Raw genomic sequence first — 25,762 nt, 5'->3', positions numbered from 1 at the left:
CAGCCCCTGATCAACCGGCGGGCGTGATCTCGGCGATGTCCATCTCCCACACCGAGTTGTACACGGCACCGGAGACGGCATCCGCCGTGGCGATGTTGCGGCCGGGGACGATCAGCGGCACGAAGGGTCCCTCTTCCTGCATCGCCTCGGCGAACGAGGTGAAGGCTGCGCTCCGCTGAGCCTCGTCGGTCGCGGCGGCAGCACTGGCTGCGATGCCCGCGATCTCGGGGTTGGCCTCAGCCGCCCAGCCGGCACGCAGGCCGACCTTCAGACCCGGAGCGAACGGGAGGAAGTTCGCCGAGTCGGCGTAGTCGGGGCCCCAGAACCACAGGCCGAAGCCCTCGGTGCCGTTGACGTACGCGTCGAGCTCGGTGGCGAAGGGGGCAGGCGCGAGTTCGACGGCGATGCCGGCATCCTCGAGCTGTGCCTGGATGCGTTCGGCGAGCGGGGTGAATTCCACGCCGCCCACCGGGTAGTCGTTCGGGAACTGCAGCTTCAGGGTCTGACCCGTGTAGCCGGCCTCGGCGAGCGCGGCCTCGGCCTTGTCAAGATCCTGCTCGACACCGGTGTCGAGGGCTCCCTCGAATCCGGGCGGGATGACTCCGGTGGCCTGCACGGCGCCGGCACCGGCCAGCTCGAGCAGTGCGTCGTAGTCGAGCGCGTAGCGGATCGCCTCGGCGATCTTGACGTTCGCGAGGTCACCCGCGACGGCCTCCGACTGGTTGAGCAGCAGGAAGATGGTCTGACCGGACGGCACCGACTCGACGTTCAGTCCGTCGCCGAGGCCCGAGACCTGGTCGCCGTTGAGGTCCATGGCGACCATCGAGTCGCCGCCCTTGAGGTTCGCGAGCTGGGTCGCGCTCTCCGAGACGTTGCGCACGACGACGCGGCCGTAGGCGGCCTCCTCGTCGCCGTTGTACTCGTCGCTCTTGGTCAGCACGACCTGCGACGAGAGGTCGAGGGTGTCGAGCACGAACGGGCCGGAACCCGCGGAGGTGCCGTCGAGGAACTCCTGCGCGCTGTCGGTGCCGTCGATCGTTCCGCCGTTCTCGATCACGACGTCGGAGTTGACGATGCCGAGTGCCGGGTTGGCGAGGATAGCGGGAAGCTGCAGCAGCGGCGTCTCGGAGGTGATCGAGATCGTCTTCTCGTCTACCTCGGTGATCGTGAGGCCGCCGAGGAGGAAGTTCGGCTTCGCGTCGGTCATGCCCTGGATGCGCTGCAGGGTGAAGACGACGTCCTTCGCCTCGATCGGCGTGCCGTCGGAGAAGACACGGTCGCCCTCGAGAGTGAAGGTGAACTCGGTCGCCTCGTCGTTCTGCTCCCACGACGCGAGGCCGGGGACCGGGGTCGAGACATCCGAGCCCTCGAAGTCGACGAGCGTCTCGTAGAGCGCCTTGGCGATCATGTTGCCGGTCGGGTCGTAGGTGTGACCCGGGTCAGCGGTCTCGATCGAGAACGCGGTGTCGATGACCAGCGAGTCGGAACCGGAGGATTCTCCCCCGTTGTTCGCCGAGTTGCCACCGGAGCAACCGGCGAGAGCGAAGAGCGCGACGGCTCCGATCGCGATGACGGACGTGCTGCGACGTGACGACATATGGGCCTCCAGGGGCGAGGAGTTTCATCGGGTTCGGTCGACGCCGGGTGGACGACCGGTGATCAGATTCGCATTGTATGGGACTATGTGTCCAGCAAGAATGCAGACGTCATCACAGTCTGTCCAAGACCCCGCCCGTGAGGAGCATTGTGTCCACCAAGAGCGATGAAGCCGTGAGGCAATCTGGACGAAGTGCCGCCCCGTTGGACGACATCGGATACAGAATCCTCGAGACGCTGCGTGATAACGGTCGCATCTCGATCGCTGCACTCGCCGAAACCGTCGGCATCTCGAGAGCGAATGCCTACACGCGTGTCGAATCGCTCATGCAGGACGGAGTCATCACGGGCTTCAGTGCTCGGGTCGACCAGTCCAAGGCCGGCCTCTCGATCGGGGCGCTCGTCTTCGTGACCGTGCACCCGCAGGCGTGGGCGTCTTTCCGCGAGAGCGTGCTCGAGATGCCCGACATCGAGTGGTGCGCCATCACGACGGGTGAGCACGACGCGATGCTGCTGATCCGCGCGGTCGACGTCAGCGGTGTGCACGAGTTCACGACGGGAGTGATCGCCCAGCTGCCCGAGGTGCGCACGGTCGTCAGCGTCGTGGTGCTCGACGAGGTGATCCGCCGTTCGTTCCTGCTGCCGAGCGACCTGCCGGAGCGCGACCTGGCCACGCCGCTGGGAATGACCCGGTGGACGCCGGCGACGCCGGGCCGCGACATGCTGCCGCCGCGCTGACCGCCCGCGGTCGTTGAGCGAGGACGGACGCCAGCCCCCGGTCGTTGAGCGAGGACGGCGAAGCCGACCGAGACGAAACGCCCCAATCAGGCTGCCGCGGGCTCTTCGCAGACGCTGAGCTGCGGCAGTCCGTGCATCTCGTAGTGCTCGACGAGGCGGATGCGTCCGTCGTCCGTGAGCTCGAGCTCGCTCTCGCCGTCGCCGGTCACGACGGTGCCGTCGGCGACGAGGACGTGCACGAAGGAGACCCAGATGGTGTCGCCGGTGCGCGTGCCCACGAAGCGGCCGAAGGTCACGGTGTCACCCGAGTAGTCACCCCAGATCGCGCCATCCTTCTCGCGGTAGACGAACTCGCTGGGGGCGGCGGCGTCGACGACAGAGGTGGTCGACGAGACCATCGTGAAGCGGCGGCCGTCGAGCGAGGGGATGGATGCGGGGGACGTCATGATCCGATTATGGAGGGCGGTTCGGCAGCCTTCGGAACTGTCTGACAAGCGTCTGGCCCGGCCGCTCACCCGGTGAACGGTGCAAGACGAAACGGCTGCGGTGCTCATCGACGGCACCGTTTCGTCTGACCCCTCATTCGAGGTCGAGGCGGAGCAACTCAGGGTAGCGAGCCGTCTCGGCCCGCACCGCGAGGAGGAACGCCGTGTACTCGGGCGACATCTGCACGCGGGGTGATCCGAGCACGTGCACGGTCGTGCGTCCGGCCGCTCGCTCGAACCGGATGCGCCGCACCGGATAGCCCGCCGGGGTCAGCCAGATGCGGGTCAGCTGCGCGTACGGCAGGTCAGTGTCATCGAATCGGATGCCGTGATGGCTCACCATGACGTGAGCGGGTATCGCCTTCAGCACACGACGGCGCTGGGACGCTCCGATCGCGAGCCCGATGCCGGCGACGCCGGCGAGCGGCACCAGCAGCACCAGCGCGGAGAGATCTCCGTCGAGAAAACCGGGTGACGCGGCGAGCGCACCGACGGCCGCGGCGACGATGAGCAGCACCACCGCGCCGATGATCAGCCCGCTCGCGAGCCGACGCTCGCCCGACGAATCGACCGTGAACGACGAGGGCAGCTGGGCCCGCTCCCGCGCTGCTGCGACGGGGTCGGCCGTGGGCGGAGGGGCGATCGGATTGAGCATCGCCATCAGGTCGTTGAACGTCGCCCGCGTGAAGCCGACGAGCTCGACCGTGATCTCCCTGCCACCGTTGTGGATGATCAGCGCGCGGGTGATGCCGCTGCGGATTCCGTTGGTGCGGTGCTCGGTGATCTTCGACCGGAACGCGGTGGTCGCGCGGTCGAACACCTCGCGGTTCCCGGCACGACCGACTTCGACGCTGTCGGCGCGCACGACGACGCGCGTGTTGCGCAGCCAGAAGATCGACACGAAGATCACCAGCGTCAGGACGACGGCCACGACCAGCACGATCGTGCCGCGGGTCGAGAGGTCCATCCGCCGCGGCAGGAACTGCGGGAGTATGAAGAGGGCCGCAGCCGACAGGGCCGCCGAGAGCAGGATCGCACTCACGACGGACCGCGCGGGATGCCGACGGAAGACCCGTTCGCCGGACACCACAGAGACACCATCGACCATCGGACGCCCTCCCGAACCGTCTCGTTCCACGCGACCGTCTGCGACGTTCGCGCGCTCCTCCGCATATTCTGGCCCGTTCGACGCGCCCCCGGGTGAAGCGATTCCTCGCAGGTACCGTGGGTCGCATGCACTGGATGTCTGACACCTCGGCCGGCGACTGGCTGCGCGATCGGCTCGACGAGCCCTGGAAAGCGACCATGCACGCGGTCGTGCCGCATGGATTCCCCGCCTATGCCCGCATCCTGCACCCCGCGATCGTGCGCTCCCTGCCCGACCGACCGGTGCCCTCGTTCGAGGAGTACGAGCGGATGTCGGAAGCAGAGCACCTGAGGCTCCGCGACCAGTACGTCGACGAGCCTGCGACCTGGGCCGAGACGGCATACGCGTTCGGCACCACCCTGCACCCGCTCGCCCAGTGGCAGCGGATCGTGCGCACCCCGCCCGACGGCGACTGGAACCTGCGCCTCTCCCCCGACGGTCGCGAGTTCACCGGCCCCATCGAGGGCGAGATCGCGCCCGAGACGCTTGCGATCATCGCGGCGCACCTCGCCGCACACACCACGACTCCGGATGCCGGTTTTGCGGCGCTCTGGGAGGGTCGAGGTGATCTTCTCGGGCATCTCGGCCACGGCCCGTCGCGCGCCTTCCTCACGTTCAGCGACGACCCGAACCATCAGGCGATGCTCGACCGCAGCATCCGCGACCCTCTCAACAACTCCTTCCGTAAGCCGACCTGGCAGGAGGGCATCCTGTCGCGCGAGATCTCGGAGGGGCCGCGGCTCCGCCTCCCCGGGCGCGATCACGTGCTCTTCCGCGGCGCGGTGAGCGACTTCGCTCGTTCCGACTGGGTGCTCGACGTGCCCTGGCGCGACCGCCCGGGCGAGGAGCACGGCTTCCCTCCCTCGGCGCAGAGCCCGAGCATCCTGTGGCCGGACGATCATGCGTGGACTCTCGTGAGCGAGGTCGACTACGACTCGACGATCATCGCGGGGTCCGCCGAGCTCGTCGCCGCGATCTGCGCCGACGAGCGCCTCGAGGCGTTCCCGATCCCCGAGAACGCCGACCTCACCTGGGATGCCGACGAGGTGAACCGATGAGTGCTCCGCAGCCGGCCCCGTCGTTCGATTCCCGCCCGCTCACCGATCCCGTCGATCCGCGGGCCGTCAGCGCCTTCCAGACCGAACTTCGCGCTCGCGGAACGTCGGCCGTCTCGGCCACTTCGATCATCGCGATCGTGGTCTTCGGGCTCGTGTTCGTCGTCGCCTTGACGCTCGTCGGCGCGACGATGGTCTCGATGCTCACCGATCCTGGAGCGTCATCGTTCGCCGGTCTCGGCATCCTCGCCGCAGCCGCGGTCGGCATCACGATCGCCGTCGTCAGCTGGCGTCGGTCCCGCGTCGCGCGGTACCGCCTCGACGCCTTCGCGCGGGCGAACGGCATGGGGTACGAGGCCAGGGTCGTAGACCCTGCCCTCCCGGGCATGCTGTTCACCCTCGGACGCTCCCGCGAGGCCACCGATCTCGTGCGCGGCACTGAGCCCCGCTTCGTGGAGTTCGGCAACTACCAGTACACGACCGGATCGGGGAAGAACTCGACCACCCACCGCTGGGGCTACGTCGCCGTGAAGCTCGACGTGCCGCTGCCCAACATCGTGCTGGACGCGAAGGGCAACAACGGCTTCGGCTCGAACCTGCCCGCGTCGTTCCAGCGCGAGCAGCGCCTCTCACTGGAGGGCGACTTTGATCAGTACTTCACGCTCTACTGCCCCGAGGGCTACGAGCGCGACGCGCTTTATCTGTTCACGCCCGACATCATGGCCAGGTTCATCGACAACGCCGCAGAACTCGACGTCGAGATCGTCGACGACTGGCTGTTCCTCTACACGCAGCGCAAGGCCTCGACGCTCGACCCCGCGACCTGGGCGTGGCTGTTCGGCGCGGTGGGCGCCGTGATCGCCAAGCTCGACCAGTGGGAACGCTGGCGCGACGAGCGACTGCTTCTCGAGAACCCCACGGCGGCCACGTCGGCATCCGCCGTTCCTCCCGCCGCGTCGCAGCCCGCGAGCGAGCGGCTGCCGTTCGCTCCGCCGGTGGGCCTGCTCTCACCGCCGCCGGGCGTCGCGCACGAGGGAAGACGCCTCAAGAAGAGCTTCCCGTGGCTGCCGTTCGTCGTCGTGATCGGCTTCGCGGTGTTCTGGTTCTGGTCCAGATCGTTCTGAACGGAACCCCCGAGGGTGGGTTGTGGGGGTGGGTGCTGACTGGGGATCAGCGCTCCCACCCCATCCCCCCTCGGGATCAGAAGAAGATCTGACTCTCCCTCCGCAGGACGGTCGAACCGTCCACGCGCGGGTCAGCTGGGGACTGACGACTCTGCGCGTATATGAGTAATGGTATACCGGTATACGTTGCATTCCATTGCGCGGGAGAGAGTCGACCGAACCGGTCGAATCCCGCCGAATGATGCACGAAATGCGGGCCGAAAGGCTCTCCGGAGGGCCGCATTCGTGCATCGTGGCGCACATCTCTTATCGGGCATTACTCCGAGTGACGGCCACGGCCCCACCTCCGTCTGCATGCAAGAGAATGGAAGGTGATGTCTGAACGCGAAGATCACACCCACTGGCAGGCCGAGCGCCGCGCCTCCGTCACGTCCGCGACGGGCAACCTCGCGCTGATCGAGACCCGCTGGACGGGAGACCTGCCCGATCTGGATGCCGAGCAGCAGGCGGCATCCGACACCGTGACCGTGACGCCGATCCAGCGAACGAACATCGAGACCGGCGAGACCGAGCACGGGCTGCGCGTCTGGGATGCAGAATCACCCGCCATCCGCGCCTTCGACCGCATCGACACGTACGAGTACGACCCCGCGTGGGTTCTCGAGGGTCACTTCACCCCCGTGTCCGGCGATCGCCGGGTGTCGTTCGAGCACATCCGCGACAACGGCGGAACGCGCGATCTCGTCGTACCCGGTGACATCCGCCTCACACTCGACGGCCGCGAGTACGATCTCGCCGCCTTCGACGACGGCGGCACGCTGCTGCTCGTGTTCGGCGACGAGACGAACGGATCCGAGACCTACGGATCGGGACGTTTCCTGTTCGTCGAGCTGCGCGACGACGCCGGCACCGTGGTGCTCGACTTCAACCGCGCCTTCGTGCCGCCCTGCGGCTTCAGCGCGCAGTACAACTGCCCGCTGCCGCCGGCATCCAACCGCTTCCCCCTGCCTATCCGAGCAGGCGAGAAGAACGTCGTCTTCCGCGACGGCTTCGACATCTACGCGGCGTGACGCCGCACACGCTCACCCTGGAGTACTCATGAGAAGAACCCGCATTCTCGGCGCGCTCGGCGCCGTCGCCACGCTCGCCCTCGTGGCCGGCTGCGCGTCGGGCACCACTGACGACGCCTCGAGCGAAGACGCCACGATCTTCATCGGGTCGCTGTACGAGCCCACCAACCTCAGCAACACGCAGGGTGGTGGCCAGGGTGTGACCGAGGCACTGACCGGCAACGTCTACGAGGGCCTCTACCGCCTGACCGACGACGGCGACGTCGAGCCCCTCCTCGCCGAAGACGCCCAAGTGTCCGACGACGGCCTCACCTACACGATCACGCTGCGCGACGACGTGACGTTCCACTCGGGCGACCCGCTCACCTCCGCCGACGTGAAGTCGAGCGTCGAGGCCGTCACCGCCGAGGACTCGGTATCGGCGCGCAAGTCGAGCTTCAAGACCATCGCCGACATCGCGACGCCCGACGACCAGACCGTCGTCTTCACACTGTCGCAGCGGTCGATCTCGTTCCTCTACAACCTCAGCTACGTCTGGATCGTCAACGACGAGGCCGGCGACATCACCGGATCGGAAGACGGCACGGGCCCCTACACGCTCGACGAGTGGAAGAAGGGCTCGACCCTGACCCTCGAGCGCTGGGACGACTACTGGGGCGAGCCCGCCAAGAACGGCGAAGTCGTCTACACGTACTTCACAGACGCGACCGCCGAGAACAACGCTCTGGCCACCGGCGAGATCGATGTGATCACCAGTGTGCAGAGCCCTGATTCGCTCACGCAGTTCGACTCCGACGACTACGTGATCAGCGAGGGCACCTCGACCACGAAGGAGCTGCTCGCGTTCAACGACCGCGTCGCCCCCTTCGACAATGCACTCGTGCGCAAGGCCATCTACTCGGCCGTCGACACCCAGAAGCTCCTCGAGTCCATCTGGGGCGACTACGGCACGCTCATCGGCTCGATGGTGCCGCCGACCGACCCCTGGTACGAGGACCTCACGAAGGTGAACCCCTACGACGTCGAGCTCTCGAAGGATCTGCTGGCCCAGGCAGGATACGCCGACGGCTTCACGTTCACGCTCGACACCCCGAGCTATGACCCGCACCCCGCCGTGGCGGAGTTCCTGCAGTCGCAGCTCGCCGAGGTCGGCATCACGGTCGAGATCAACACGATCAGCGCCGACGAGTGGTACACGAAGGTGTTCAAGGAGCAGGACTTCGAAGCCACCCTGCAGGAGCACGTGAACGACCGTGACGTGGTCTGGTACGGCAACCCCGACTTCTACTGGGGCTACAACGACGCCGACGTGCAGCAGTGGGTCTCCGAGGCCGAGCAGGCCGCAACGACCGACGAGCAGACGGCTCTGCTGAAGCAGGTCAACGAGAAGATCGCCGAGGATGCCGCGAGCGTATGGTTGTACCTCTACCCGCAGATCGTGGTCGCCTCGAGCGACCTCAGCGGTTACCCGGTCAACGGCCTGAACTCGCAGTTCTTCGCCTACGACATCGTCAAGTCCTGACGCGCGAGGGGGATGCCGCGCGTCGGCATCCCCCTCTTTCATCCTGAGAAGCCATGCTCGCCTACCTGATCCGCCGCCTCGCGTTCCTCGTGGTGTCGCTCGTCGTCGCGATGATCGCGATCTTCGTGCTGCTGCGCCTGCTCCCCGGTGACCCGGCGAACGCCCTGCTCTCGGTGAACGCCACCCCCGAGCAGATCGCCGCCGCCCGTGCACAGGTCGGGTCCGATCAGCCCCTCCTGCAGCAGTTCACGACCTGGGCCGGGCAGCTGCTGCGCTTCGACCTCGGCGAGTCGTTCCTGAGCTCGCGTCCGGTGGGCCCCGACATCGCCGACCGCCTCGCCGTGACGCTGCCGCTCACGCTCATCGCTTTCACCGCAGCCCTGCTCGTCTCGCTTGTGATCGGCATCACCGCTGCCGTGAAGTCCGACCGCTGGTACGGCATCGCCCTCTCCGGCTTCGCGCAGCTGGGGGTCGCCGTGCCCGTGTTCTGGGTCGGCGTCGTGCTGGTCTGGATCTTCGCACTCGGGCTCGGCCTGCTGCCGTCGGGCGGTTTCCCCCGCGATGACTGGGACGATCCGGCGGATGCGCTGCGCTCGCTCACACTCCCGGTGATCACGATCGTGATCGTCATGAGCGCCTCGCTCAGCCGCTATGTGCGCTCCGCCACCCTCGACGTGATCGGGAGCGACTACCTGCGCACCGCGCGAGCGGGCGGGTCGGGCATGTCCGAGGCGCTGCTGCGTCACGGCGTGCGCAACGGCTCGGTGCCCGTCGTCGCGATCCTCGGCATCGAGCTGTCCACCACGCTCCTCGGCGCGGTCGTGGTCGAGAGCGTCTTCACTCTTCCCGGCCTCGGCAGCCTGCTGCTGTCGGCCATCGAGCAGCACGACTTCCAGGTGATCCAGGGTGTGCTCGTCGTCAGCACGCTCTTCGTGCTGCTCGTCGGGTTCGCCGCCGACATCGTGCAGCGCCTGATCGATCCGCGTCTGCGCACGAGCGTCTCGGGCAACCGATGAGCCGCGTCGCCGAGCAGATGGTCACAGGCTCCGTCTCCGTGCGGAGGCGTCCGAAGGCGACCCTGCTCATCGGACTCGTCCTGACCGGCGCCATCGTGCTCATCGCGCTGGTCTCGTTGTTCTGGCTTCCGTATCCGCTCGCCGACACCAGCGGCAGCCGTCTCGAGGGACCGAGCGGTCTGCACCTGCTCGGCACCGATCGACTCGGTCGCGACCTGCTGTCGCAACTGATGTGGGGTGCCCGGATCGCCCTCATCGTCGGCACCTGCTCGGTCGCGATCGCGGCGATCATCGGCACGGTCGTCGGTCTCATCGCCGCGTTCTCGCGCCCCTGGGTCGACGACACGCTGTCTGCGGGCCTCGACGTCGTGATCGCCTTCCCCGTGCTGCTGCTCGCCATGCTCGTCGTCGCCGTTCAGGGAGCGTCGCTGTGGTCGGCGGTGCTCGCGATCGGTCTCGCGATGTCGGCGGTCGTCGCGCGCCTCACCCGCATCCTGGCCCGCCGCGTGCTGCAGGAGCAGTACATCACCGCGGCGCGCACGAGCGGCACGAGTGTGCTCGGCATCGTCTTCCAGCACGTGCTGCCCAACATCGCGCCCACTCTCGCCGTCAGCCTCGCGCTGCAGTTCGGTGCCGCCGTGCTCGCCGAGGCGAGCCTGTCGTACCTCGGGCTCGGTGCACCGCCGCCCAACGCCTCGTGGGGCCGGATGCTGCAGGAGGCCCAGGGCACCGTGATGACCGCCCCCGTCGGTGCGATCGCCCCCGGCATCGCGATCATCGCGCTCGTGCTCGGAGTGAACTTCCTCGCCGACGGCCTGCGCGACCTCGCCGACCCGACCCGCAGGAGGAGCCGATGAGCATTCTCGATGTCGCAGGTCTCACTGTGCGCTCAGGATCCGGCACCCTGGTGCGCGATGTCTCGTTCTCGCTGGGGGCGGGCGAGCGCCTGGGGCTGATCGGCGAATCCGGTTCGGGCAAGTCGCTCACCTCGCTCGCGGTCACCGGCCTGCTGCCTGATTCTCTCGTCGCCTCCGGGTCAGTGCTGCTCGACGGGCATCAGGTCGTCGGTGCTCGGGATGCCGACCTGCGCCCACTCCGAGGCCCCGTCGCCCAGATCGTGTTCCAGGAGCCGCTCACCGCGCTCGATCCTCTGATGAGGGTCGGCCGCCAGATCGCCGAACCGCTGCGTCGTCACCTCGGCCTGCGCGGTGCCGAGCTGAAGTCGGCGGTCGCCGCGTCCCTCGACGAAGTGGCTCTGTCAGAGCCACGGTTCGCACGCGCCTACCCGCACGAACTCTCGGGGGGTCAGCGCCAGCGCGTGGCGATCGCGATCGCCCTCGCGGCGCGTCCGCAGCTGCTCATCGCCGACGAGCCGACGACCGCACTCGATGTCACGGTGCAGGATGCCGTGCTCTCCCTGCTCGAGCGACTCATCGCCGAACGCGGCATGGCGCTGCTCTTCATCAGCCACGACCTCGCGGTCGTGTCGCGCATGGTCGATCGCATCGTCGTGCTGCGTGACGGTCTGGTCGTCGAAGAGGGCGCGGTCGCGCAGGTGCTGCAGGATCCGGCGGAACCGTACACGCGGATGCTGGTCGACAGCGCGCGTGCACTCGACGCGTTCCTCGACGCGAAGGAGGCTGGCGCGTGAGTCTTCTCGAGCTGCGTGAAGCCGGTTTCTCCTATGGATCCCGTCGGGTGCTCGACGACGTCTCGCTGAGCCTCGACGAGGGTGACTCGCTCGGCCTCGTCGGCGAGTCGGGCGCGGGCAAGTCGACGATCCTCCGTCTGCTGCTCGGGCTCGCAGCTCCCCGAGAGGGACAGGTGCTGTTCGACGGAGCTCCGCTGAACCTGCGGGACCGTGCGCAGATGCGGCGGTTCCGGGCGAGCGTGCAGCCGGTGTTCCAGGATCCGTACTCGTCGCTCGACCCCCGCCAGCGCATCGACCGGATCATCGGCGAGCCGCTGCGTTCGCTGGGCCTCGCCTCCGGAGGCGATGCACAGCGCCGCATCGCCGAATCCCTCGAATCCGTCGGCCTTCCCGCTGACACCGCCCGCCGCTACCCCCATGAGTTCTCGGGCGGGCAGCGTCAGCGCATCGCGATCGCGCGCGCGGTGGTCTCGCGTCCTCGGGTTCTGCTCGCTGACGAGCCGGTCAGCGCTCTCGACGTCACCACCCGCGTGCAGGTGCTCGACCTCCTCGACCGGCTGCGTCGCGAGAACGGCCTCTCGCTGGTCATGGTGTCGCACGATCTCACGGCGATCGCCTCTGCCTGCGACCGAACGGTCGTGCTGCAGAACGGTCGCATCGTCGAGCAGGGCGCCACGGGATCCGTGCTGCACGCCCCGCAGGATCCCTACACACGGGCGCTGGTCGATGCGGTTCCGCGCCTGCCCCGCTGATCGCACCGTCCCCGCCATCCCGGCCATCCCCGCCATCCCCGCCATCCCCGCCATCCCCGCCATCCCCGGATGACTGTCCGTTTCACGGATGGCTGACCGATCGACGGCGAGTCTTCAGACAGTCGGACGTCGTCCAGCCGAGTGGCCGTAGACGACTCCGTGGTGTCAGCCCAACGCGTGCCAGGACTCTCGTAGTACGACCAACGTATGGGTCAACTCCGCGTCCGGGAGATACGCAGGGCCGTCGGAGATGTCCACATTCTGCAGTGGGTCGTCCCCCAGGTGCTGCGGGAACACATGGCAGTGAAGATGCGGTGCCCGATGCCCCATCACCAGGTAGTTGATCTTCCGCGGGTCGAATGCCTTGTCGACGGCCCGACCCGCGCGTTGGACGTCGCGCCAGAACGCGCTGAGCTGATCGGCGTCCAGCTCAGCGAGGTCAGTGAGATGCTCGCGGAGGATGACCACGGTGTAGCCGGGATGCGCCTGGTTGCGCACCAGTCGGACGTGAGTCATCTCGGTCGAGGCCACGAGAATGCTGTGCTCGTTCTCGGGCAGATGTGCGTCGGCGCACATCCCGCAGAGCTCCGGGTCCACGAGTTCGGCCCACTCCTCATCCGTCCACCACATCGGACCATGTAACCAGGGGAATGCCGCTGCCGGTCGCCTCGAGCGCCGCGGGTCACTATCCTCGACCTATGCGTTTCACCGTTTCGTCGTGGTGGCTGCACGAGCAGCCGTAACGCATTGACGCGCGGGCTGCACGGCAGCCCGCGACCCCTTCGCGGATCCATGTCCGTGCAGCTCCTCTCGAATCAGGAGCAGATCATGGACTCGTACGCCGCAACCCTCGCTCGCATGCCCGACCTCCGGGAGGCGATCGAGCAGCATCCCGAGAGATACCGCGTTCTCACCGGGGAGCGCCCCACAGGACGACTGCACCTCGGCCACTACTTCGGCACCATCCGCGAGCGCGTCCGGTTGCAGGATGTCGGTGTCGAGACGTTCGTCATCCTGGCCGACTACCAGGTGATCACCGACCGCGACTCGGCCGGCGACGTGCGCAGCGCGGTATACGGCGCCATCCTCGACTACCTCGCCGCCGGTCTCGACCCGACGTCGACGACGATCTTCACCCACTCGGCTGTTCCTGCACTCAACCAGCTGCTCGTTCCCTTCCTGAGCCTGGTCAGCGAGGCGGAGCTGCATCGCAACCCGACGGTCAAGAGCGAGCTCGCCGCGTCCGGTCGAACCTTGAGCGGCCTGCTGCTCACCTATCCCGCGCACCAAGCGGCCGACATCCTGTTCTGCAAAGGCAACCTCGTTCCCGTGGGCAAAGACAACCTCCCGCACGTCGAGATGACGCGCACCATCGCGCGTCGCTTCAACGAGCGATACGGCCTCGTGTTCCCCGAGCCTGCCGCGCTCGTCACCGAGACCCCTGAGCTTCCGGGCCTCGACGGGCGCAAGATGTCGAAGAGCTACGGGAACGCCATCGCACTGGGGATGTCCGCAGACGAGACCGCCGAAGCCATCAGGCGGGCTCCCACCGATTCGGAGCGCGTCATCACCTACGACCCCACGAACCGGCCGGGCGTATCGGGTCTGCTCGCGACCGCCGCCGTCGTCCTCGACCGCACTCCGGAGGAGATCGCGAATGAGGTCGGTGGTGCGGGAGCCGGGGCACTCAAGCGCCTCACCACAGAGGCAGTGAACGAGTTTCTCGCAGACCACCGTGCTCGTCGTGCCGCGCTCACCGTGGCCGACGCCGCCGCCGTGCTCCGCGAGGGCAATGCGCGCGCGCAGTCGATCGCGAACGACACGCTCGACGAGGTGAGAACGGCGATGGGCATGACGTACTGACGGCCGTCAAGAGGTCAGTTCGGCTGAACTCCGCATCGCTTCATCGTCTCCTGCATCCATCCCGGATGACTGTCCGTTTCACGGATGGCTGACCGATCGACGGCGAATCGCCAGCCAGTCGGGCATCAGCCAGCCGATCGGCCGCCCGCCGAAGGCGCGAGCCCGAAGTACGAAAGCTCCGCGTCGTTCAGCATCCGGGAGCGGATCAGGAATCGCATCCCCGTCGGACCCTCGACCGAGAAGCCGGCACCGCGCCCCGGCACGACGTCGATCGTGAGGTGCGTGTACTTCCAGTACTCGAACTGCGACTCCGACATGAAGACCTCGACCGGAGCGTCGAGTCCCACCTCGAGCGCACCGAGCAGCACGTCTCCGGGCCCCGTGATGAACATCCCGACGGGATAGCACATGGGCGACGAGCCGTCGCAGCATCCGCCCGACTGATGGAACATCAGGGGACCGTGCTGCACGGTGAGATCGCGGATGAGGGATGCCGCGGCATCCGTCACGTCGACCCGCTGGTATGTGCCGATGCTGACCATGGTCCACTCCTCTCGATAGCCCCCGGTCGTCGATCGGGAGACGCGTTTCGTCTCGCTCCGCTCGCTCAACGAACGAGACCGATCCCCGGTCGTTGAGCGAGGACGGCGGAGCCGACCGAGACGAAACGCGGCAAGCGGCTCAGCGCGTTTCGTCTCGGGGCTTCGCTCCTCGCTCAACGACCGGAAGACGGGCTCCGAACTCAGAAGAATCCCATCGGGCCTTCCGCATACGAGACCAGGAGGTTCTTGGTCTGCTGGTAGTGGTCGAGCATCATCTTGTGGTTCTCGCGACCGACGCCCGACTGCTTGTATCCACCGAACGCAGCGTGAGCAGGGTACTGGTGATACGTGTTGGTCCAGACGCGACCGGCCTCGATCGCACGCCCTGCGCGGTAGGCCGTGTCGCCGCTGCGGCTCCACACCCCGGCGCCAAGGCCATAGAGAGTGTCGTTCGCGATCGAGATCGCATCGTCGAAGTCGTCGAACGAGGTGACCGAGAGCACGGGGCCGAAGATCTCCTCCTGGAAGATGCGCATGTCGTTCGTGCCCTCGAACACGGTCGGCGCGACGTAGTAGCCCTCGCTGAGGTCACCGCCGAGGTCGACGCGGTCGCCTCCCGTGAGCAGCCGCGCGCCGCCCTGCTTGCCGATGTCGATGTAGCTGAGGATCTTCTCCAGCTGGTCGTTCGACGCCTGGGCGCCGATCATCGTGGCGGGGTCGAGGGGGTTGCCCTGGATCACCTTGCCGACCCGCTCGAGTCCGTCGGCGAGGAACCCGTCGTAGATCGATCGCTGAATCAGTGCGCGTGACGGGCACGTGCAGACCTCGCCCTGGTTCAGCGCGAACATCGTGAATCCCTCGAGCGCTTTGTCATAGAACGGGTCTGCGGTGTCGCGCGCGACATCTTCGAAGAACACGTTCGGGCTCTTGCCTCCGAGTTCCAGCGTCACGGGGATCAGATTCTGCGACGCGTACTGCATGATCAGGCGACCCGTCGTGGTCTCACCCGTGAAGGCGACCTTGCGGATGCGCTTGTGCTGCGCGAGCGGGGCACCCGCCTCGATCCCGAAGCCGTTGACGATGTTCACGACACCGGCCGGCAGCAGGTCGCCGATGATGTCGAAGAGGAAGAGAAGGGATGCCGGGGTCTGCTCCGCCGGCTTGATGACGACGCAGTTGCCTGCGGCGAGCGCCGGCGCGAGCTTCCACACGGCCATGAGGATCGGGAAGTTCCACGGGATGATCTGGCCGACCACACCGAGCGGCTCGTGGAAGTGGTACGCGACCGTGTTCTCGTCGAGCTGGCTGATGCCGCCCTCCTGAGCGCGGAGCACACCTGCGAAATAGCGGAAGTGATCGACCGCGAGGGGGATGTCGGCAGCGAGAGTCTCGCGCACCGGCTTGCCGTTCTCCCAGGTCTCGGCGACAGCGATCTCCTCGAGGTGCTGTTCGATGCGGTCGGCGATCCTGTTGAGGATCACTGAGCGCTCTGCGGGGCTGGTCTTGCCCCAGCTCGCGAAGGCCTTCCAGGCGACGTCGACCGCACGGTCGACGTCTTCGACGGTTCCCCGGCCCACCTCGGTGAAAGGCTTGCCGTTGACCGGGCTGACGTTCTCGAAGAACTGGCCCTTGACCGGGTCCACGAACTCGCCGCCGATGTAATGCCCGTACCGGGGACGGTAGGTCGCGACGGCGCCCGGCTGACCGGGAGCGGCGTACGCGGAGGATGCGCGGGCGGTGGACACGTCTTCTTCGACGATCGTCATCGGAACTCCTTCGACGGGCCGCGGGCGTCGGTGCTGCGCGGCTGTCCTCCGACGGTACGTCTGCGGACGTTGCGCCCGAATGCGCAACGTTGCGCCCGGTTGCGAGCCGGTCAGCCCTGTTCGAGGCGCTCGATCCGCGCGACCAGTCCCGCGCGCTTCGGCGACCGCGCGGGGAGCATCTCGAGCGCGAGACGGAGAGCTGCGGCATCCCTCTGCCCCTCGGGGATCTCGGCGTAGGCGAGCAGCACGTCGAGGCTCGCCTCCGACAGCATCGCCTCGCGCAGCGCCGCTCTGACGGACTCGCGGAACTCCTCGACCCCCGGCGAGGTCGACTCGGGCAGAACCGGACCCCGGTAGGCGGTGAGCGCGACGCGATGGGCTCCTCGGTCGAGCAGCGAGAGTACGTCGTGCGCATCGGTCTCGAGGGGAACGGCCAGTCGGTACGGCCGGGACTCGGGCACGAGACTGGGGGCGTGCTTCTCGAGGACTTTGCGCAGGCGCACCATCTCGGGTCGCAGCGTATCGGCGGATGCCTCCGGTCCGTAGACGAGCTCGCTCAACCGCTCGGCGGACAGCCCCTGGCGGTTGACCGCGAGCATGAGCAGGATCGCGGCATGACGCGCGCTGAGCTCGATCACCGACTCTTCGAGCTCGGTCTCGCTCTCGAGCCGCGCCCTGTCTCTGCCGAGCACATGCAGTGTCGCGCGGGTGGTCGGCTTGGCGCGAGATGAGATCGTGGTCGGTCGGGGCGCTTCGCTCCGTGCTCGAAGTCGGGCGACCAACAACTCGGATTCGACCGCGCGCGCCGTGGCGTCGACCAGAAGTCGAGCCTGGGTCGAGACGACCTCGTCGCCACCGGTGATGTCGATCACCCCGAGCACACGCTGCGTCTCGGGGTCGCGCACGGGCGCCGCAGTGCACGACCACGGGTGCACGAGTCGGTTGTAGTGCTCCGCACCACGGATCTGCACGGATTGTCCGAGCGTCAGGGCGGTTCCGGGGGCGGTGGTGCCGACGGCATCCTCCGCCCAGTTCGCCCCCGCGACGAATCCCATGCCCTCGGTGAGCGACTGCAGCTGGCGGTCGCCTTCGATCCAGAGCAGGCGTCCGGCCTGATCGCCGACGGCGATGACCACGCCTGATTCCTCCGGGGTGCCGGGAAGCAGCAGCGCTCGGATCATGTCCATCGCGGATGCGAGCGGGTGGGCGAGCCGGTAGGCCTCGAGCTCGTCTGTGACGAGTTCGATCGACGGTGCGGCCTCGGGTCCCACCCGACCCCGCCAGGAACGGACCCAGGATTCGCGGACAAGGGGGCGCACCTGCTGGAGGCGATGATCGTCGAGGTTGCCGGCGATGAGTTCCTCGTGCGCACGCTCGATCAGCAGACGAGAGGCCTCAGGTGGGCCGTCACGTGACACCTGCCACGACGCAACCACAGCGTCTCCGATCGTCGATGGTGGAGCGTTACCTCAGTGTAGGAGCCGGATGCCGCAGACGGAACCCGCGATATTCCGGTGCTCCGACACGGCGGCAGACACGCGCCTCGCGCACTACTGTGCAGTGCGTGGTAGTGTCCAGTGCATCGAAGGAGGTCGAATGGACACCACGCAGTTGCTCAAGGGAGTGCTCGACGTCGCGGTTCTCGCGGTGCTCCGCACAGAAGACGGATACGGCTACGACATCGTCCGCAGACTCAGGGATGCAGGTCTCGGCGACGTGGGCGACGCGTCGGTCTACGGCACGTTGCGCCGGCTCTACGCGGCAGGCAGCCTCTCGAGCTACGTCGTCCCCTCCGACGGCGGCCCGCACCGCAAGTACTACGCGATCAACCCGCAGGGTCGTGCGGCTCTCGACTCGCAGACCGTCACCTGGCTGGACTTCGCGGGGGCGATGTCCACGCTGCTCACAATCACAACCACCGACACACCCACGATCGGAGAGAACCGATGAACGACACCGCCGTCTCGATCGACGAGCAGATCCGCTCGTTCGCACTGGCCGTACGCGAGTACCTCGACGATCTCCCCGCCGACGAGCTCGATGAGATCGTCGGCGGTCTCACCGCCGACCTCGCGGACCAGGCTGCAGACAACGACGGAGTGCTCGAGCTCGGTGATCCCGGGGCATACGCCGAAGAGCTGCGATCTGCGGCGGGTCTGCCTCCTCGAACGCAGGGCCACCAGCGAGTCCGCCTCGGTGCGCGGGTCCGCTCCTGGGGTCGCGGTGTCGTCGACGGCATCCGCCGCAGCTCGGCCGGCGCGTGGCTCCTCGACCTGCTGGTCGCGCTCCGCCCGGTGTGGTGGGTGCTGCGCGGAGTCGGGTTGTACGCAGCGGTCGCCGCGATCATCGCGCTCCTTCCGCCCTTCACCTATCAGCCGTTCGAGTCCTACAACTGGTGGGCCATGCCCGCGTCTCCTCTGCACTGGCTGTTCATCGGCGCGTCCATCCTCATCAGCGTGCAATGGGGTCGTGACCGTTGGCTTCCCAAGAACCCGTTGCGCCACGTGCGCACGGTCGCCGGCATCCTGGCTGTGATCGTGCTGCCGGGACTCGTGATCTCAGTGATGTCTCCGCGCGTCGAGCACGTCTATTCGACTCAGCCCGTCGTCATGGACGGGCTGGTTCTCGACGGCGTGCAGATCAACAACATCTTCGCCTACGACGCCGACGGCAACCCCATCGACCACGTGCAGCTCTTCACCGGCAAGGGCACGCCGCTCGACCTGTATGGAGCGTCGGGCGGTCAGATCCTCTTCACCGAGAAGGACGGCGAGACCGAGTTCGGAATGCAGGACAACGGGATGCTGGCGACGATTCCGTCCGAGGACTACCGGGGCAAGCCCGTCTGGAACATCTACCCGCTGGACGAGGCGGAGTGGGATCCGATGACCGGGCAGCCCGACCTGTCGACGACGAAGCAGCCGGCGCCACCGTTCCAGAAGGCGCCGAGCATCGATGCGGCGAGCGCCACACCGGCTCCGGAGACGGATGGTGTGCCGCAGCCGACCGAGTCTCCCGTTCCCTGAGGCCGGACCATGACCGAACGGATCATCTCGATCGACATCTCCCACCTCGTGCGCGAAGCACTGGGCCAGGCAGCCGAGGCCGAAGAACCGGAGGAGTGACCGGGCTCAGCCCCGGGCAGCCCACCACTCGCGGAGGCGCTGCTCGGAGGCATCCGCGCCGATGACTCCCTCATCGAGTCGCAGTTCGAGCAGGAACCTGTAGGCCTCGCCGACCTCGCGGCCAGGCGCGATGCCGAGGATCTGCTGGATCTGATTGCCGTCGAGTTCGGGCCGGATGGAGTCGAGCTCCTCCTGCTCGCGCAGCGCGGCGATGCGCGACTCGATGTCGTCGTACGCCGAGGCGAGGCGACCGGCCTTGCGCTTATTGCGGGTGGTGACGTCGGCACGGGTGAGGATGTGCAGGCGCTCGAGCTGGTCGCCCGCATCGCGGACGTAGCGGCGCACCGCGGCATCCGTCCAGGCGCCCTCGGCGTATCCGAAGAACCGCAGGTGCAGCTCGATCAGCTTCGCGACCGCGTCAGTGGTGCCGGTGTCGAACCGCAGAGTCTGCAGGCGCTTGCGCGCCATGCGCGAGCCGACGACGTCATGGTGATGGAAGGTGACCACCCCGCCGTCTTCGAGCTTGCGGGTGCGCGGCTTGCCGATGTCGTGCAGAAGTGCGGCGATGCGCAGAGCGACGTCGGTTTCGGCGCCGGGGTTGCGCGATTGCTCGAGCGAGATCGCCTGGCTGAGCACCGTGAGCGAGTGCTCGTAGACGTCCTTGTGGTGGTGGTGCTCGTCGACCTCGAGTCGCAGAGCACTGACCTCGGGCAGGAACTCCTCGATCAGACCGGTGTCTACCAGCGCGCGGATACCGCGCACGGGGTCTTCGGTCTGCATCAGGCGCACGAGCTCGGATTGGATGCGCTCCGGGCTCACGATCTCGAGGGTCGCCTTGAGCTCGGTGATCGCATCGAATGTGGCGTCTTCGATGCGGAAGCCCAGCTGGGCGCTGAAGCGCGCCGCGCGCAGCATCCGCAGCGGGTCATCGCCGAACGAGACCTGCGGATCCGCCGGCGTGCGGAGCACCCCGGCGATGAGGTCTTCGACTCCCCCGGCCGGGTCGACGAGCTTGACGGACGGAACCAGCAGTGCCATCGCATTGACCGTGAAGTCGCGGCGGTGCAGGTCGGCGTCGATCGTGTCGCCGAACTCGACGGTCGGCTTGCGGGTCACCCCGTCGTAGCTGTCGGCCCGGTACGTGGTGACCTCGACCTGCTCGCCCTGCACCCGTGCGCCGATCGTGCCGAACGCACGACCGATGTCCCACTGAGCGGTCGAGATCGGTGTGACGATGCGCAGGATGTCGTCGGGCAGCGCGTTCGTGGTGAAGTCGAGGTCGTGCGTGGGGCGGCCGAGCAGCGCGTCGCGCACCGGACCGCCGACGACAGCGAGGTCGAAGCCCGCCGCCGCGAACGCATCGGCGAGGGTACGGACGACCGGATTCTCGGCGAGCGCGCCGAGACGGTCGAGGCCGTCAGCCATGTTGAGCATGGGTTCCAGCGTACCGGGGGTCAGAACAGCGGGTTCTCGCCCTTGGCCTGGGCGACGGCGCGGACCCGCGCCTGCATCAGCCGCACGAGCAGAGCGCTCATCAGGAATCCGCCGACCATCGCGACCGCGACGATGAACCAGATGCCGATCTCGGGGTCGATGACCTCGAACCCGTAGATGGCGACGGCGAGCAGCAGAAGCACCGGCCCCTCGATCAGCGCGAACGTGATGAACAGCCGCGTCTGACGCCTGCCGAAATCGGAGTTGACGGCCCGGACGCGTGCCTCGATCGACGACTCCCCCGCATAGCTCATGCCCCCACCGTAGCGGCGTTCACCCGACCGTCGTCCTGCGGCAACCCCGAGGCCATCCGCTTTCGATGAGCTGGTCGGGCCCCGTGCGGCTGAGCTCGGAAACCCCCACCCCACGAAGGACACTCATGACCTCCCCCACCCCTGCGGTGCGGTGGCGGCGTTACGGACTCGCGTCCGCCGCCGTCCTCGCCCTGCTCGGCGGCGCTGTCGTCGCCCCCATCGCGACCGCCGCCGGCGAGCCCGATGTGCCGACCGACTCGCTGATCACCGGCGACACCACGTGGCGCTACCTCGACGACGGATCCGACCCGTCGCCCGCACCCGCGGCGCTCCGCGACTGGACCCTCCCCGACTACGACGACAGCGCCTGGAAGTCGGCGCCCGGCTCGTTCGGAGCGAAGAACGGCGTACTCGCCCCCGTCGGCCCGGTCACCCCGAAGACGCTGCTGAACCACTACATCGACGGAGCGGCGGCTCCCACGGTGCCCACCTACTTCTTCCGCACGACATTCGAGCTCGAGGCGGGCGTGGCCGAGCAGGTCGCGGCGCTGCGCAGCACGATCACCTACGACGACGCGATCATCGTCTGGATCAACGGCGAAGAGGTCGCGCGCTACGTCGACGGCCGCATCACCGACACCGTCAACGTCGAGTACGCCGGCGACAGTGGCGGCGACCCGCTCACCAGCACGTTCAGCGCCGAAGGCGAGCTGCTGCATGACGGTACGAACGACATCGCCGTCGCCCTGTTCCAGGACCGCGAGTCGAGCTCGGACATCTACTTCGACATGTCGTCGCTCACACTGGTCGAGGCATCCGACCCCGGCTCGCCCGTCGTGGCTCCGCCGACCCGCGTGATCCTGACCCCGACCGAGCAGCCCGCCGTGTCGCAGTCGTTCTCGTGGCTCGCGGGCGACGCCTCGCACACGATCGGCCAGGTCGAGATCGCGCCGGCGGCCGGCGGTGAGCCCCGCACGGTCGACGCGTACGACGCCGGTGTCGTCAACGGCAACCCGAACAAGCACTTCTCGGCCACCGTCACCGACCTCGTGCCTGCCACCGCCTATCGCTACCGTGTGGGTCTTCCCGGCAGCTGGAGCGACTGGTTCGAGTTCCGCACGGCTGACCCGAGCGCCACGGACTTCCAGTTCATCTACTACGGCGACGCCCAGATCGGTCTCGACACCACCTGGCCGAGTGTCGTGAAGCAGGCCGAGGCTCAGGCCCCGCGATCGATCGGATCGGTGCACGCCGGCGACCTGATCAACACCTCGAGCAACGAGAACGAGTGGCTCAACTGGTTCAAGGGCATGGAGGACTCCGCCGTGCGCACCAACGTGATGGCGGCCCCCGGCAACCACGAGTACTCGGGCGACAAGCTGCTCACCGCATGGAAGGCGGCGTTCGAGTACCCGCACAACAACCCGTCGACGAGCACGATCGGCGAGCTGGCCGATCTCGCGAAGGGCGACTCTGAGGTCGCGCAGCAGTACCGCGCGTTCTTCGATCACTGGTCGTCGTTCGCCGCCGAGACCGCGTACTACACCGACTACCAGGGTGTGCGCTTCATCACCCTGAACGCGACCCGCGACACCACGTTCCTGACCCCCGCGGGTCTGCCGTCGTGCACGGGTGCCGAGTGCCCGTCGGCGCAGATCGGCGTGCTGTGGACCCGCTTCCAGGCGGCCTGGCTCGACCTGCTGCTGCAGAACAGTCCGTCGAAGTGGAACGTCGTCACCTTCCACCAGCCGGTGTTCTCGGCATCCGAGGGTCGTGACGAGCCGGTGCTGCGCGCCGAGTGGCTGCCGGTCTTCCAGCGCAATGACATCGACCTGGTGCTCATGGGCCACGACCACACCTACGCACGCGGCTACGTGAACACCGATGCGACCGAGACCCCCGGCATGACGTCGGGCCCCGTGTACGTGGTGTCGAACTCGGGTGCGAAGCACTACGAGCTCGAGACTCCCGAGAAGAACGTCTGGACCAACAACGGCGCCACCCAGGTGCTGCGCGGTCAGGGCGTCACCACCTACCAGGTGATCGACGTCTCGAAGAACCAGCTGGTCTACCGCTCGTACCTCGCGGAGAAGCAGCCGGATGCCACGACCGACCTCCCCGTCGGCTCGGTCTACGACACCTTCACGGTGACGAAGTCGGATGCCGGTGAGAAGTGGGTCACCGAGGCCGGCGTCACGCCGCCCGTGATCGAGGAGCCCACCGCCCCGGTGATCGAACTGGGTGCTGCATCCGTGGTCGCCGGTGGAAAGCTCACCGTCTCGGGGAGCGGGTTCGAGGCGGATGCCGCGCTGCGCTTCGAGCTGCGCTCCGACCCCGTCGACCTCGGCACCGCCACCGCCGATGCGGATGGCGCGTTCAGCCGCACGCTGACGATTCCGGCGAACACCCCGGCCGGAACGCACACGCTCGCGGTGATCCTCGCCGACGGCACCGAGGTCACCTCCTCGGTCACCGTCACGGCCGCGGCGAGCGGTGGGGCGACCACACCGGCCGGGTCGGGAGGCGCGACCGACGGCTCGCTCGCGACGACGGGTGCCGACAGCACGCCGTACATCGTCGGCGCGGTGGTGCTGCTCGCCCTCGGCCTCGGCCTGTTCGCGATGCGGCGCCGCCGCCACGCGGGCAGCACCGAGCCGGCGGAGTAGTCGACCGCATCCGCTGTTCGGGCGTCGTCGGGGCTTCGGTCCCGGCGGCGCCCTTCCGTTCCGATATACGGCACCCGGTGCGGTGGGCACGCCCCCGTCCTAGGATCGGCAGCGTGGCCTCAGAAGAGCACGATTCCTCCCCCGCCGCACCGGACACGTCCCGGCGCGGGTTCCTCAAGATGGGCGGCGCCGCTCTCGCCGGCGTGGTGGTCGGCGGTGCCGCCGGTGCCGCGATCGGCGCGAACGTCGGCAACCATCGCAGCGGGTTCGCATCCGACCCCGACCCCTTCGCCGCACTGACGCCGCGCAGCGAGCCCGGATTCGACCACCTCGTCGTGGTGATGGGCGAGAACCGTTCCTTCGACAACCTGCTCGGATACCTGTATTCGAAAGAGACGCTTCCGAAAGGCGAGAAGTTCGAGGGGCTCGCCTTCGGCACGCACAGCAACACCGCGTCCGACGGCACGGTGGTCGACGCCCACGTCTATACCGGCGACACCGATCGGATCATGAGCCTCCCCGATCCCGATCCGGGCGAGGAGTATCCGCACGTCAACACGCAGATCTTCGGCACCGTCGATCCGAAAGACAACGCCGATCTCTTCGTCGACCAGATGTCAGCGCCCTTCAACGCCCCGACCCACGGCGAGAAGGCGACGATGTCGGGGTTCCTCGAGGACTACATCATCAACCTCCGTCGCCTGCGCAAGGGCACAGAGCCACAGCCCGACGAGGCGGCACACATCATGGGCTCGTTCTCGCCCGAGATGCTTCCGGTGCTGTCCGCTCTCGCGTCCGAGTTCGCGGTGTTCGACCACTGGTACGCAGGGGTGCCGTCGCAGACGTTCTGCAACCGGTCGTTCTTCCACGCGTCGACCTCGCACGGCTTCGTCACGAACCAGGCGGGAGGCGGATACCGCAAGTGGCTCGACGCCCCGGCGGCGCCCACGGTGTTCAACCGCCTCGAAGACGAGAAGGTCAGCTGGAAGATCTACATCGACAAGCTGCAGCTCGTCTCGTTCACCGGGATGCTGCACGCCGCCGCGCTCGAGAAGTACTGGCGCACCGAGCACTTCGGCACCATGGAGGACTTCTACACGGATGCCAAGAACGGCACGCTGCCGGCATACGCGTTCATCGAGCCGCGCATGGTCTACGACCACAACGACTTCCACCCGCCCTTCGGGTCGCCTCGCGAGAGCGAGGTCGACGGCGAAGCCGTGTACGACAGCGCGATCTCCGATGTCAGGGCCGGAGACCGGCTCGTGCACGACATCTACGAAGCCGTCCGCACCAGCGCGTCGCCGAAGGGCTCGAACGCGGTCAACACCCTGCTGCTCATCACGTTCGACGAGCACGGCGGATGCTACGACCATGTGCCGCCGCCCCAGGCGACGAAGCCTGAGAAGGACACGGAGGCCGGCGAGATGGGCTTCACCTTCGATCGCCTCGGATGCCGTGTGCCCGCCATCGCGATCTCGGCCTACACGAGGCGCGGCACGATCGTGCACGACGAGATGCACCACGGCTCGGTCACCGCGACGCTCTCACGGCTGCACGGCCTGAAGCCGCTCAATGACCGAGACCAGTCGGCGAACACACTGTTCACCGCCGTGAACCTCGACAAGCCGCGGCATCCGGCCGACTGGCCCGTCACGACGCCCGCCTACACCCCGCCGAACCCCGAGGAACGCGAGCCGAAGCCGGGGGAAGCGGATCAGATGAAGCCCCTCACCCCACCGGCCCGAGGGCTGCTCGGTCTGCTCATCGCAAAGTACGGGAAGCCGGGCGAACCCGAACCCGAGACATTCGCCGACGCCTACCGACTGCTGCACGAACACGGTGACGAGCTGTTCGGCCCGGCGAAGGGCTCCTGACAGCGGAGGGTCGGGATGC

General features: G+C 67.6%; 23 protein-coding genes. 14 read left to right on the top strand and 9 right to left on the bottom strand.

Features of this window, described 5'->3' with window-relative positions; all coding sequences use genetic code 11:
• Window positions 1-10: 10 nt before the first annotated feature.
• Window positions 11-1,597: an ABC transporter substrate-binding protein gene (locus ASF63_RS07815; RefSeq protein WP_056511688.1), complete on the bottom strand. Its 1,587-nt coding sequence runs from the start codon at window positions 1,595-1,597 to the stop codon at window positions 11-13.
• Window positions 1,598-1,746: 149 nt separating this feature from the next.
• Between ASF63_RS07815 and ASF63_RS07810 the strand changes: the two genes are divergently transcribed.
• The gene (locus ASF63_RS07810) at window positions 1,747-2,334 is read left to right on the top strand and encodes an Lrp/AsnC family transcriptional regulator (RefSeq protein ID WP_235560736.1); all 588 of its coding nucleotides are present in this window, start codon (window positions 1,747-1,749) and stop codon (window positions 2,332-2,334) included.
• 86 nt (window positions 2,335-2,420) lie between these two features.
• Here ASF63_RS07810 and ASF63_RS07805 read toward each other — a convergent pair whose 3' ends face one another.
• Window positions 2,421-2,780 carry a hypothetical protein gene (locus ASF63_RS07805; RefSeq protein WP_235560735.1) on the bottom strand — a complete coding sequence of 120 codons (360 nt, stop codon included), beginning with the start codon at window positions 2,778-2,780 and terminating at the stop codon, window positions 2,421-2,423.
• Between the two features lie 133 nt (window positions 2,781-2,913).
• Window positions 2,914-3,909 (bottom strand): hypothetical protein, encoded by a 996-nt coding sequence (locus tag ASF63_RS07800; protein WP_157534272.1) that lies wholly within the window; start codon window positions 3,907-3,909, stop codon window positions 2,914-2,916.
• A 152-nt stretch (window positions 3,910-4,061) separates the two neighbouring features.
• Between ASF63_RS07800 and ASF63_RS07795 the strand changes: the two genes are divergently transcribed.
• The 8 genes from ASF63_RS07795 (at window position 4,062) to ASF63_RS07760 (ending at window position 12,156) form a co-directional block, all read left to right on the top strand.
• On the top strand, window positions 4,062-5,024 hold the full coding sequence (locus ASF63_RS07795; protein WP_235560734.1) for a hypothetical protein: 963 nt from the start codon (window positions 4,062-4,064) through the stop codon (window positions 5,022-5,024).
• A complete protein-coding gene (locus ASF63_RS07790) occupies window positions 5,021-6,145 on the top strand; it encodes a hypothetical protein (protein ID WP_056511680.1) in 1,125 nt (374 codons plus the stop codon). The genes ASF63_RS07795 and ASF63_RS07790 overlap by 4 nt, the downstream gene beginning before the upstream one ends.
• 374 nt (window positions 6,146-6,519) lie before the next feature.
• Window positions 6,520-7,215, top strand: a complete 696-nt coding sequence (locus ASF63_RS07785) for a DUF1684 domain-containing protein (protein ID WP_056511677.1) — start codon at window positions 6,520-6,522, stop codon at window positions 7,213-7,215.
• A 28-nt stretch (window positions 7,216-7,243) separates the two neighbouring features.
• On the top strand, window positions 7,244-8,737 hold the full coding sequence (locus ASF63_RS07780; protein ID WP_056511674.1) for an ABC transporter substrate-binding protein: 1,494 nt from the start codon (window positions 7,244-7,246) through the stop codon (window positions 8,735-8,737).
• Between the two features lie 53 nt (window positions 8,738-8,790).
• Entirely contained in the window at window positions 8,791-9,753 is a 963-nt protein-coding gene (locus ASF63_RS07775; protein ID WP_056511671.1) for an ABC transporter permease, read from the top strand.
• Window positions 9,750-10,610: an ABC transporter permease gene (locus ASF63_RS07770; protein ID WP_235560733.1), complete on the top strand. Its 861-nt coding sequence runs from the start codon at window positions 9,750-9,752 to the stop codon at window positions 10,608-10,610. Before ASF63_RS07775 ends, ASF63_RS07770 begins: the two co-directional genes overlap by 4 nt.
• On the top strand, window positions 10,607-11,404 hold the full coding sequence (locus ASF63_RS07765) for an ABC transporter ATP-binding protein (protein WP_056511668.1): 798 nt from the start codon (window positions 10,607-10,609) through the stop codon (window positions 11,402-11,404). The genes ASF63_RS07770 and ASF63_RS07765 overlap by 4 nt, the downstream gene beginning before the upstream one ends.
• The gene (locus ASF63_RS07760; protein WP_056511666.1) at window positions 11,401-12,156 is read left to right on the top strand and encodes an ABC transporter ATP-binding protein; all 756 of its coding nucleotides are present in this window, start codon (window positions 11,401-11,403) and stop codon (window positions 12,154-12,156) included. Before ASF63_RS07765 ends, ASF63_RS07760 begins: the two co-directional genes overlap by 4 nt.
• Before the next feature lie 165 nt (window positions 12,157-12,321).
• On the opposite strand, the gene ASF63_RS07755 is transcribed toward ASF63_RS07760, so the two are convergent.
• Window positions 12,322-12,786 (bottom strand): HIT family protein, encoded by a 465-nt coding sequence (locus ASF63_RS07755; protein ID WP_056511663.1) that lies wholly within the window; start codon window positions 12,784-12,786, stop codon window positions 12,322-12,324.
• A gap of 198 nt (window positions 12,787-12,984) precedes the next feature.
• Here ASF63_RS07755 and trpS point away from each other — a divergent pair, with 198 nt between their 5' ends.
• Window positions 12,985-14,019 (top strand): tryptophan--tRNA ligase, encoded by a 1,035-nt coding sequence (gene trpS / locus ASF63_RS07750; protein WP_082478013.1) that lies wholly within the window; start codon window positions 12,985-12,987, stop codon window positions 14,017-14,019.
• A 125-nt stretch (window positions 14,020-14,144) separates the two neighbouring features.
• On the opposite strand, the gene ASF63_RS07745 is transcribed toward trpS, so the two are convergent.
• The 3 genes from ASF63_RS07745 to ASF63_RS07735 all read right to left on the bottom strand — a co-directional run bounded on the left by ASF63_RS07745 (window position 14,145) and on the right by ASF63_RS07735 (window position 17,763).
• Window positions 14,145-14,561 carry a DUF779 domain-containing protein gene (locus ASF63_RS07745; RefSeq protein WP_056511657.1) on the bottom strand — a complete coding sequence of 139 codons (417 nt, stop codon included), beginning with the start codon at window positions 14,559-14,561 and terminating at the stop codon, window positions 14,145-14,147.
• Window positions 14,562-14,761: 200 nt separating this feature from the next.
• On the bottom strand, window positions 14,762-16,327 hold the full coding sequence (locus tag ASF63_RS07740) for an aldehyde dehydrogenase family protein (RefSeq protein WP_056511652.1): 1,566 nt from the start codon (window positions 16,325-16,327) through the stop codon (window positions 14,762-14,764).
• 110 nt (window positions 16,328-16,437) lie between these two features.
• Entirely contained in the window at window positions 16,438-17,763 is a 1,326-nt protein-coding gene (locus ASF63_RS07735; protein WP_056511650.1) for a GAF domain-containing protein, read from the bottom strand.
• Between the two features lie 160 nt (window positions 17,764-17,923).
• On the opposite strand from ASF63_RS07735, the gene ASF63_RS07730 reads away from it, so the two are divergent.
• Together ASF63_RS07730 and ASF63_RS07725 are read left to right on the top strand one after the other, a co-directional pair.
• Window positions 17,924-18,277, top strand: coding sequence for a PadR family transcriptional regulator (locus ASF63_RS07730; RefSeq protein ID WP_056511646.1), 354 nt, complete (start codon window positions 17,924-17,926; stop codon window positions 18,275-18,277).
• Window positions 18,274-19,353 (top strand): hypothetical protein, encoded by a 1,080-nt coding sequence (locus ASF63_RS07725; protein ID WP_056511643.1) that lies wholly within the window; start codon window positions 18,274-18,276, stop codon window positions 19,351-19,353. The genes ASF63_RS07730 and ASF63_RS07725 overlap by 4 nt, the downstream gene beginning before the upstream one ends.
• Window positions 19,354-19,458: 105 nt before the next feature.
• On the opposite strand, the gene ASF63_RS07720 is transcribed toward ASF63_RS07725, so the two are convergent.
• Together ASF63_RS07720 and ASF63_RS07715 are read right to left on the bottom strand one after the other, a co-directional pair.
• Complete coding sequence (locus ASF63_RS07720) at window positions 19,459-20,886, bottom strand: CCA tRNA nucleotidyltransferase (RefSeq protein WP_056511638.1); 1,428 nt, start codon at window positions 20,884-20,886, stop codon at window positions 19,459-19,461.
• A 20-nt stretch (window positions 20,887-20,906) separates the two neighbouring features.
• A complete protein-coding gene (locus ASF63_RS07715) occupies window positions 20,907-21,200 on the bottom strand; it encodes a hypothetical protein (protein WP_056511636.1) in 294 nt (97 codons plus the stop codon).
• A gap of 125 nt (window positions 21,201-21,325) precedes the next feature.
• On the opposite strand from ASF63_RS07715, the gene ASF63_RS07710 reads away from it, so the two are divergent.
• Window positions 21,326-23,866: a fibronectin type III domain-containing protein gene (locus tag ASF63_RS07710; RefSeq protein ID WP_056511633.1), complete on the top strand. Its 2,541-nt coding sequence runs from the start codon at window positions 21,326-21,328 to the stop codon at window positions 23,864-23,866.
• Between the two features lie 113 nt (window positions 23,867-23,979).
• Window positions 23,980-25,743, top strand: a complete 1,764-nt coding sequence (locus ASF63_RS07705; protein ID WP_056511630.1) for an alkaline phosphatase family protein — start codon at window positions 23,980-23,982, stop codon at window positions 25,741-25,743.
• Window positions 25,744-25,762: the final 19 nt, after the last annotated feature.

The organism is Microbacterium sp. Leaf320 (genome assembly GCF_001423485.1).
GTDB lineage: Bacteria > Actinomycetota > Actinomycetes > Actinomycetales > Microbacteriaceae > Microbacterium.
The sequence above is the reverse complement of the archived record's forward strand: the minus strand, read 5'-3'. Positions and strand labels throughout refer to the sequence as shown.

Coding starts and splice junctions, on each gene's coding strand:
- ASF63_RS07725 (WP_056511643.1), top strand. CDS start 18,274: ATGAACGACACCGCCGTCTCGATCGACGAGCAGATCCGCTCGTTCGCA.
- ASF63_RS07815 (WP_056511688.1), bottom strand. CDS start 1,597: ATGTCGTCACGTCGCAGCACGTCCGTCATCGCGATCGGAGCCGTCGCG.
- ASF63_RS07795 (WP_235560734.1), top strand. CDS start 4,062: ATGTCTGACACCTCGGCCGGCGACTGGCTGCGCGATCGGCTCGACGAG.
- ASF63_RS07730 (WP_056511646.1), top strand. CDS start 17,924: ATGGACACCACGCAGTTGCTCAAGGGAGTGCTCGACGTCGCGGTTCTC.
- ASF63_RS07765 (WP_056511668.1), top strand. CDS start 10,607: ATGAGCATTCTCGATGTCGCAGGTCTCACTGTGCGCTCAGGATCCGGC.
- ASF63_RS07780 (WP_056511674.1), top strand. CDS start 7,244: ATGAGAAGAACCCGCATTCTCGGCGCGCTCGGCGCCGTCGCCACGCTC.
- ASF63_RS07805 (WP_235560735.1), bottom strand. CDS start 2,780: ATGACGTCCCCCGCATCCATCCCCTCGCTCGACGGCCGCCGCTTCACG.
- ASF63_RS07785 (WP_056511677.1), top strand. CDS start 6,520: ATGTCTGAACGCGAAGATCACACCCACTGGCAGGCCGAGCGCCGCGCC.
- ASF63_RS07720 (WP_056511638.1), bottom strand. CDS start 20,886: ATGCTCAACATGGCTGACGGCCTCGACCGTCTCGGCGCGCTCGCCGAG.
- ASF63_RS07715 (WP_056511636.1), bottom strand. CDS start 21,200: ATGAGCTATGCGGGGGAGTCGTCGATCGAGGCACGCGTCCGGGCCGTC.
- ASF63_RS07740 (WP_056511652.1), bottom strand. CDS start 16,327: ATGACGATCGTCGAAGAAGACGTGTCCACCGCCCGCGCATCCTCCGCG.
- ASF63_RS07775 (WP_056511671.1), top strand. CDS start 8,791: ATGCTCGCCTACCTGATCCGCCGCCTCGCGTTCCTCGTGGTGTCGCTC.
- ASF63_RS07770 (WP_235560733.1), top strand. CDS start 9,750: ATGAGCCGCGTCGCCGAGCAGATGGTCACAGGCTCCGTCTCCGTGCGG.
- trpS (WP_082478013.1), top strand. CDS start 12,985: ATGGACTCGTACGCCGCAACCCTCGCTCGCATGCCCGACCTCCGGGAG.
- ASF63_RS07790 (WP_056511680.1), top strand. CDS start 5,021: ATGAGTGCTCCGCAGCCGGCCCCGTCGTTCGATTCCCGCCCGCTCACC.
- ASF63_RS07710 (WP_056511633.1), top strand. CDS start 21,326: ATGACCTCCCCCACCCCTGCGGTGCGGTGGCGGCGTTACGGACTCGCG.
- ASF63_RS07755 (WP_056511663.1), bottom strand. CDS start 12,786: ATGTGGTGGACGGATGAGGAGTGGGCCGAACTCGTGGACCCGGAGCTC.
- ASF63_RS07745 (WP_056511657.1), bottom strand. CDS start 14,561: ATGGTCAGCATCGGCACATACCAGCGGGTCGACGTGACGGATGCCGCG.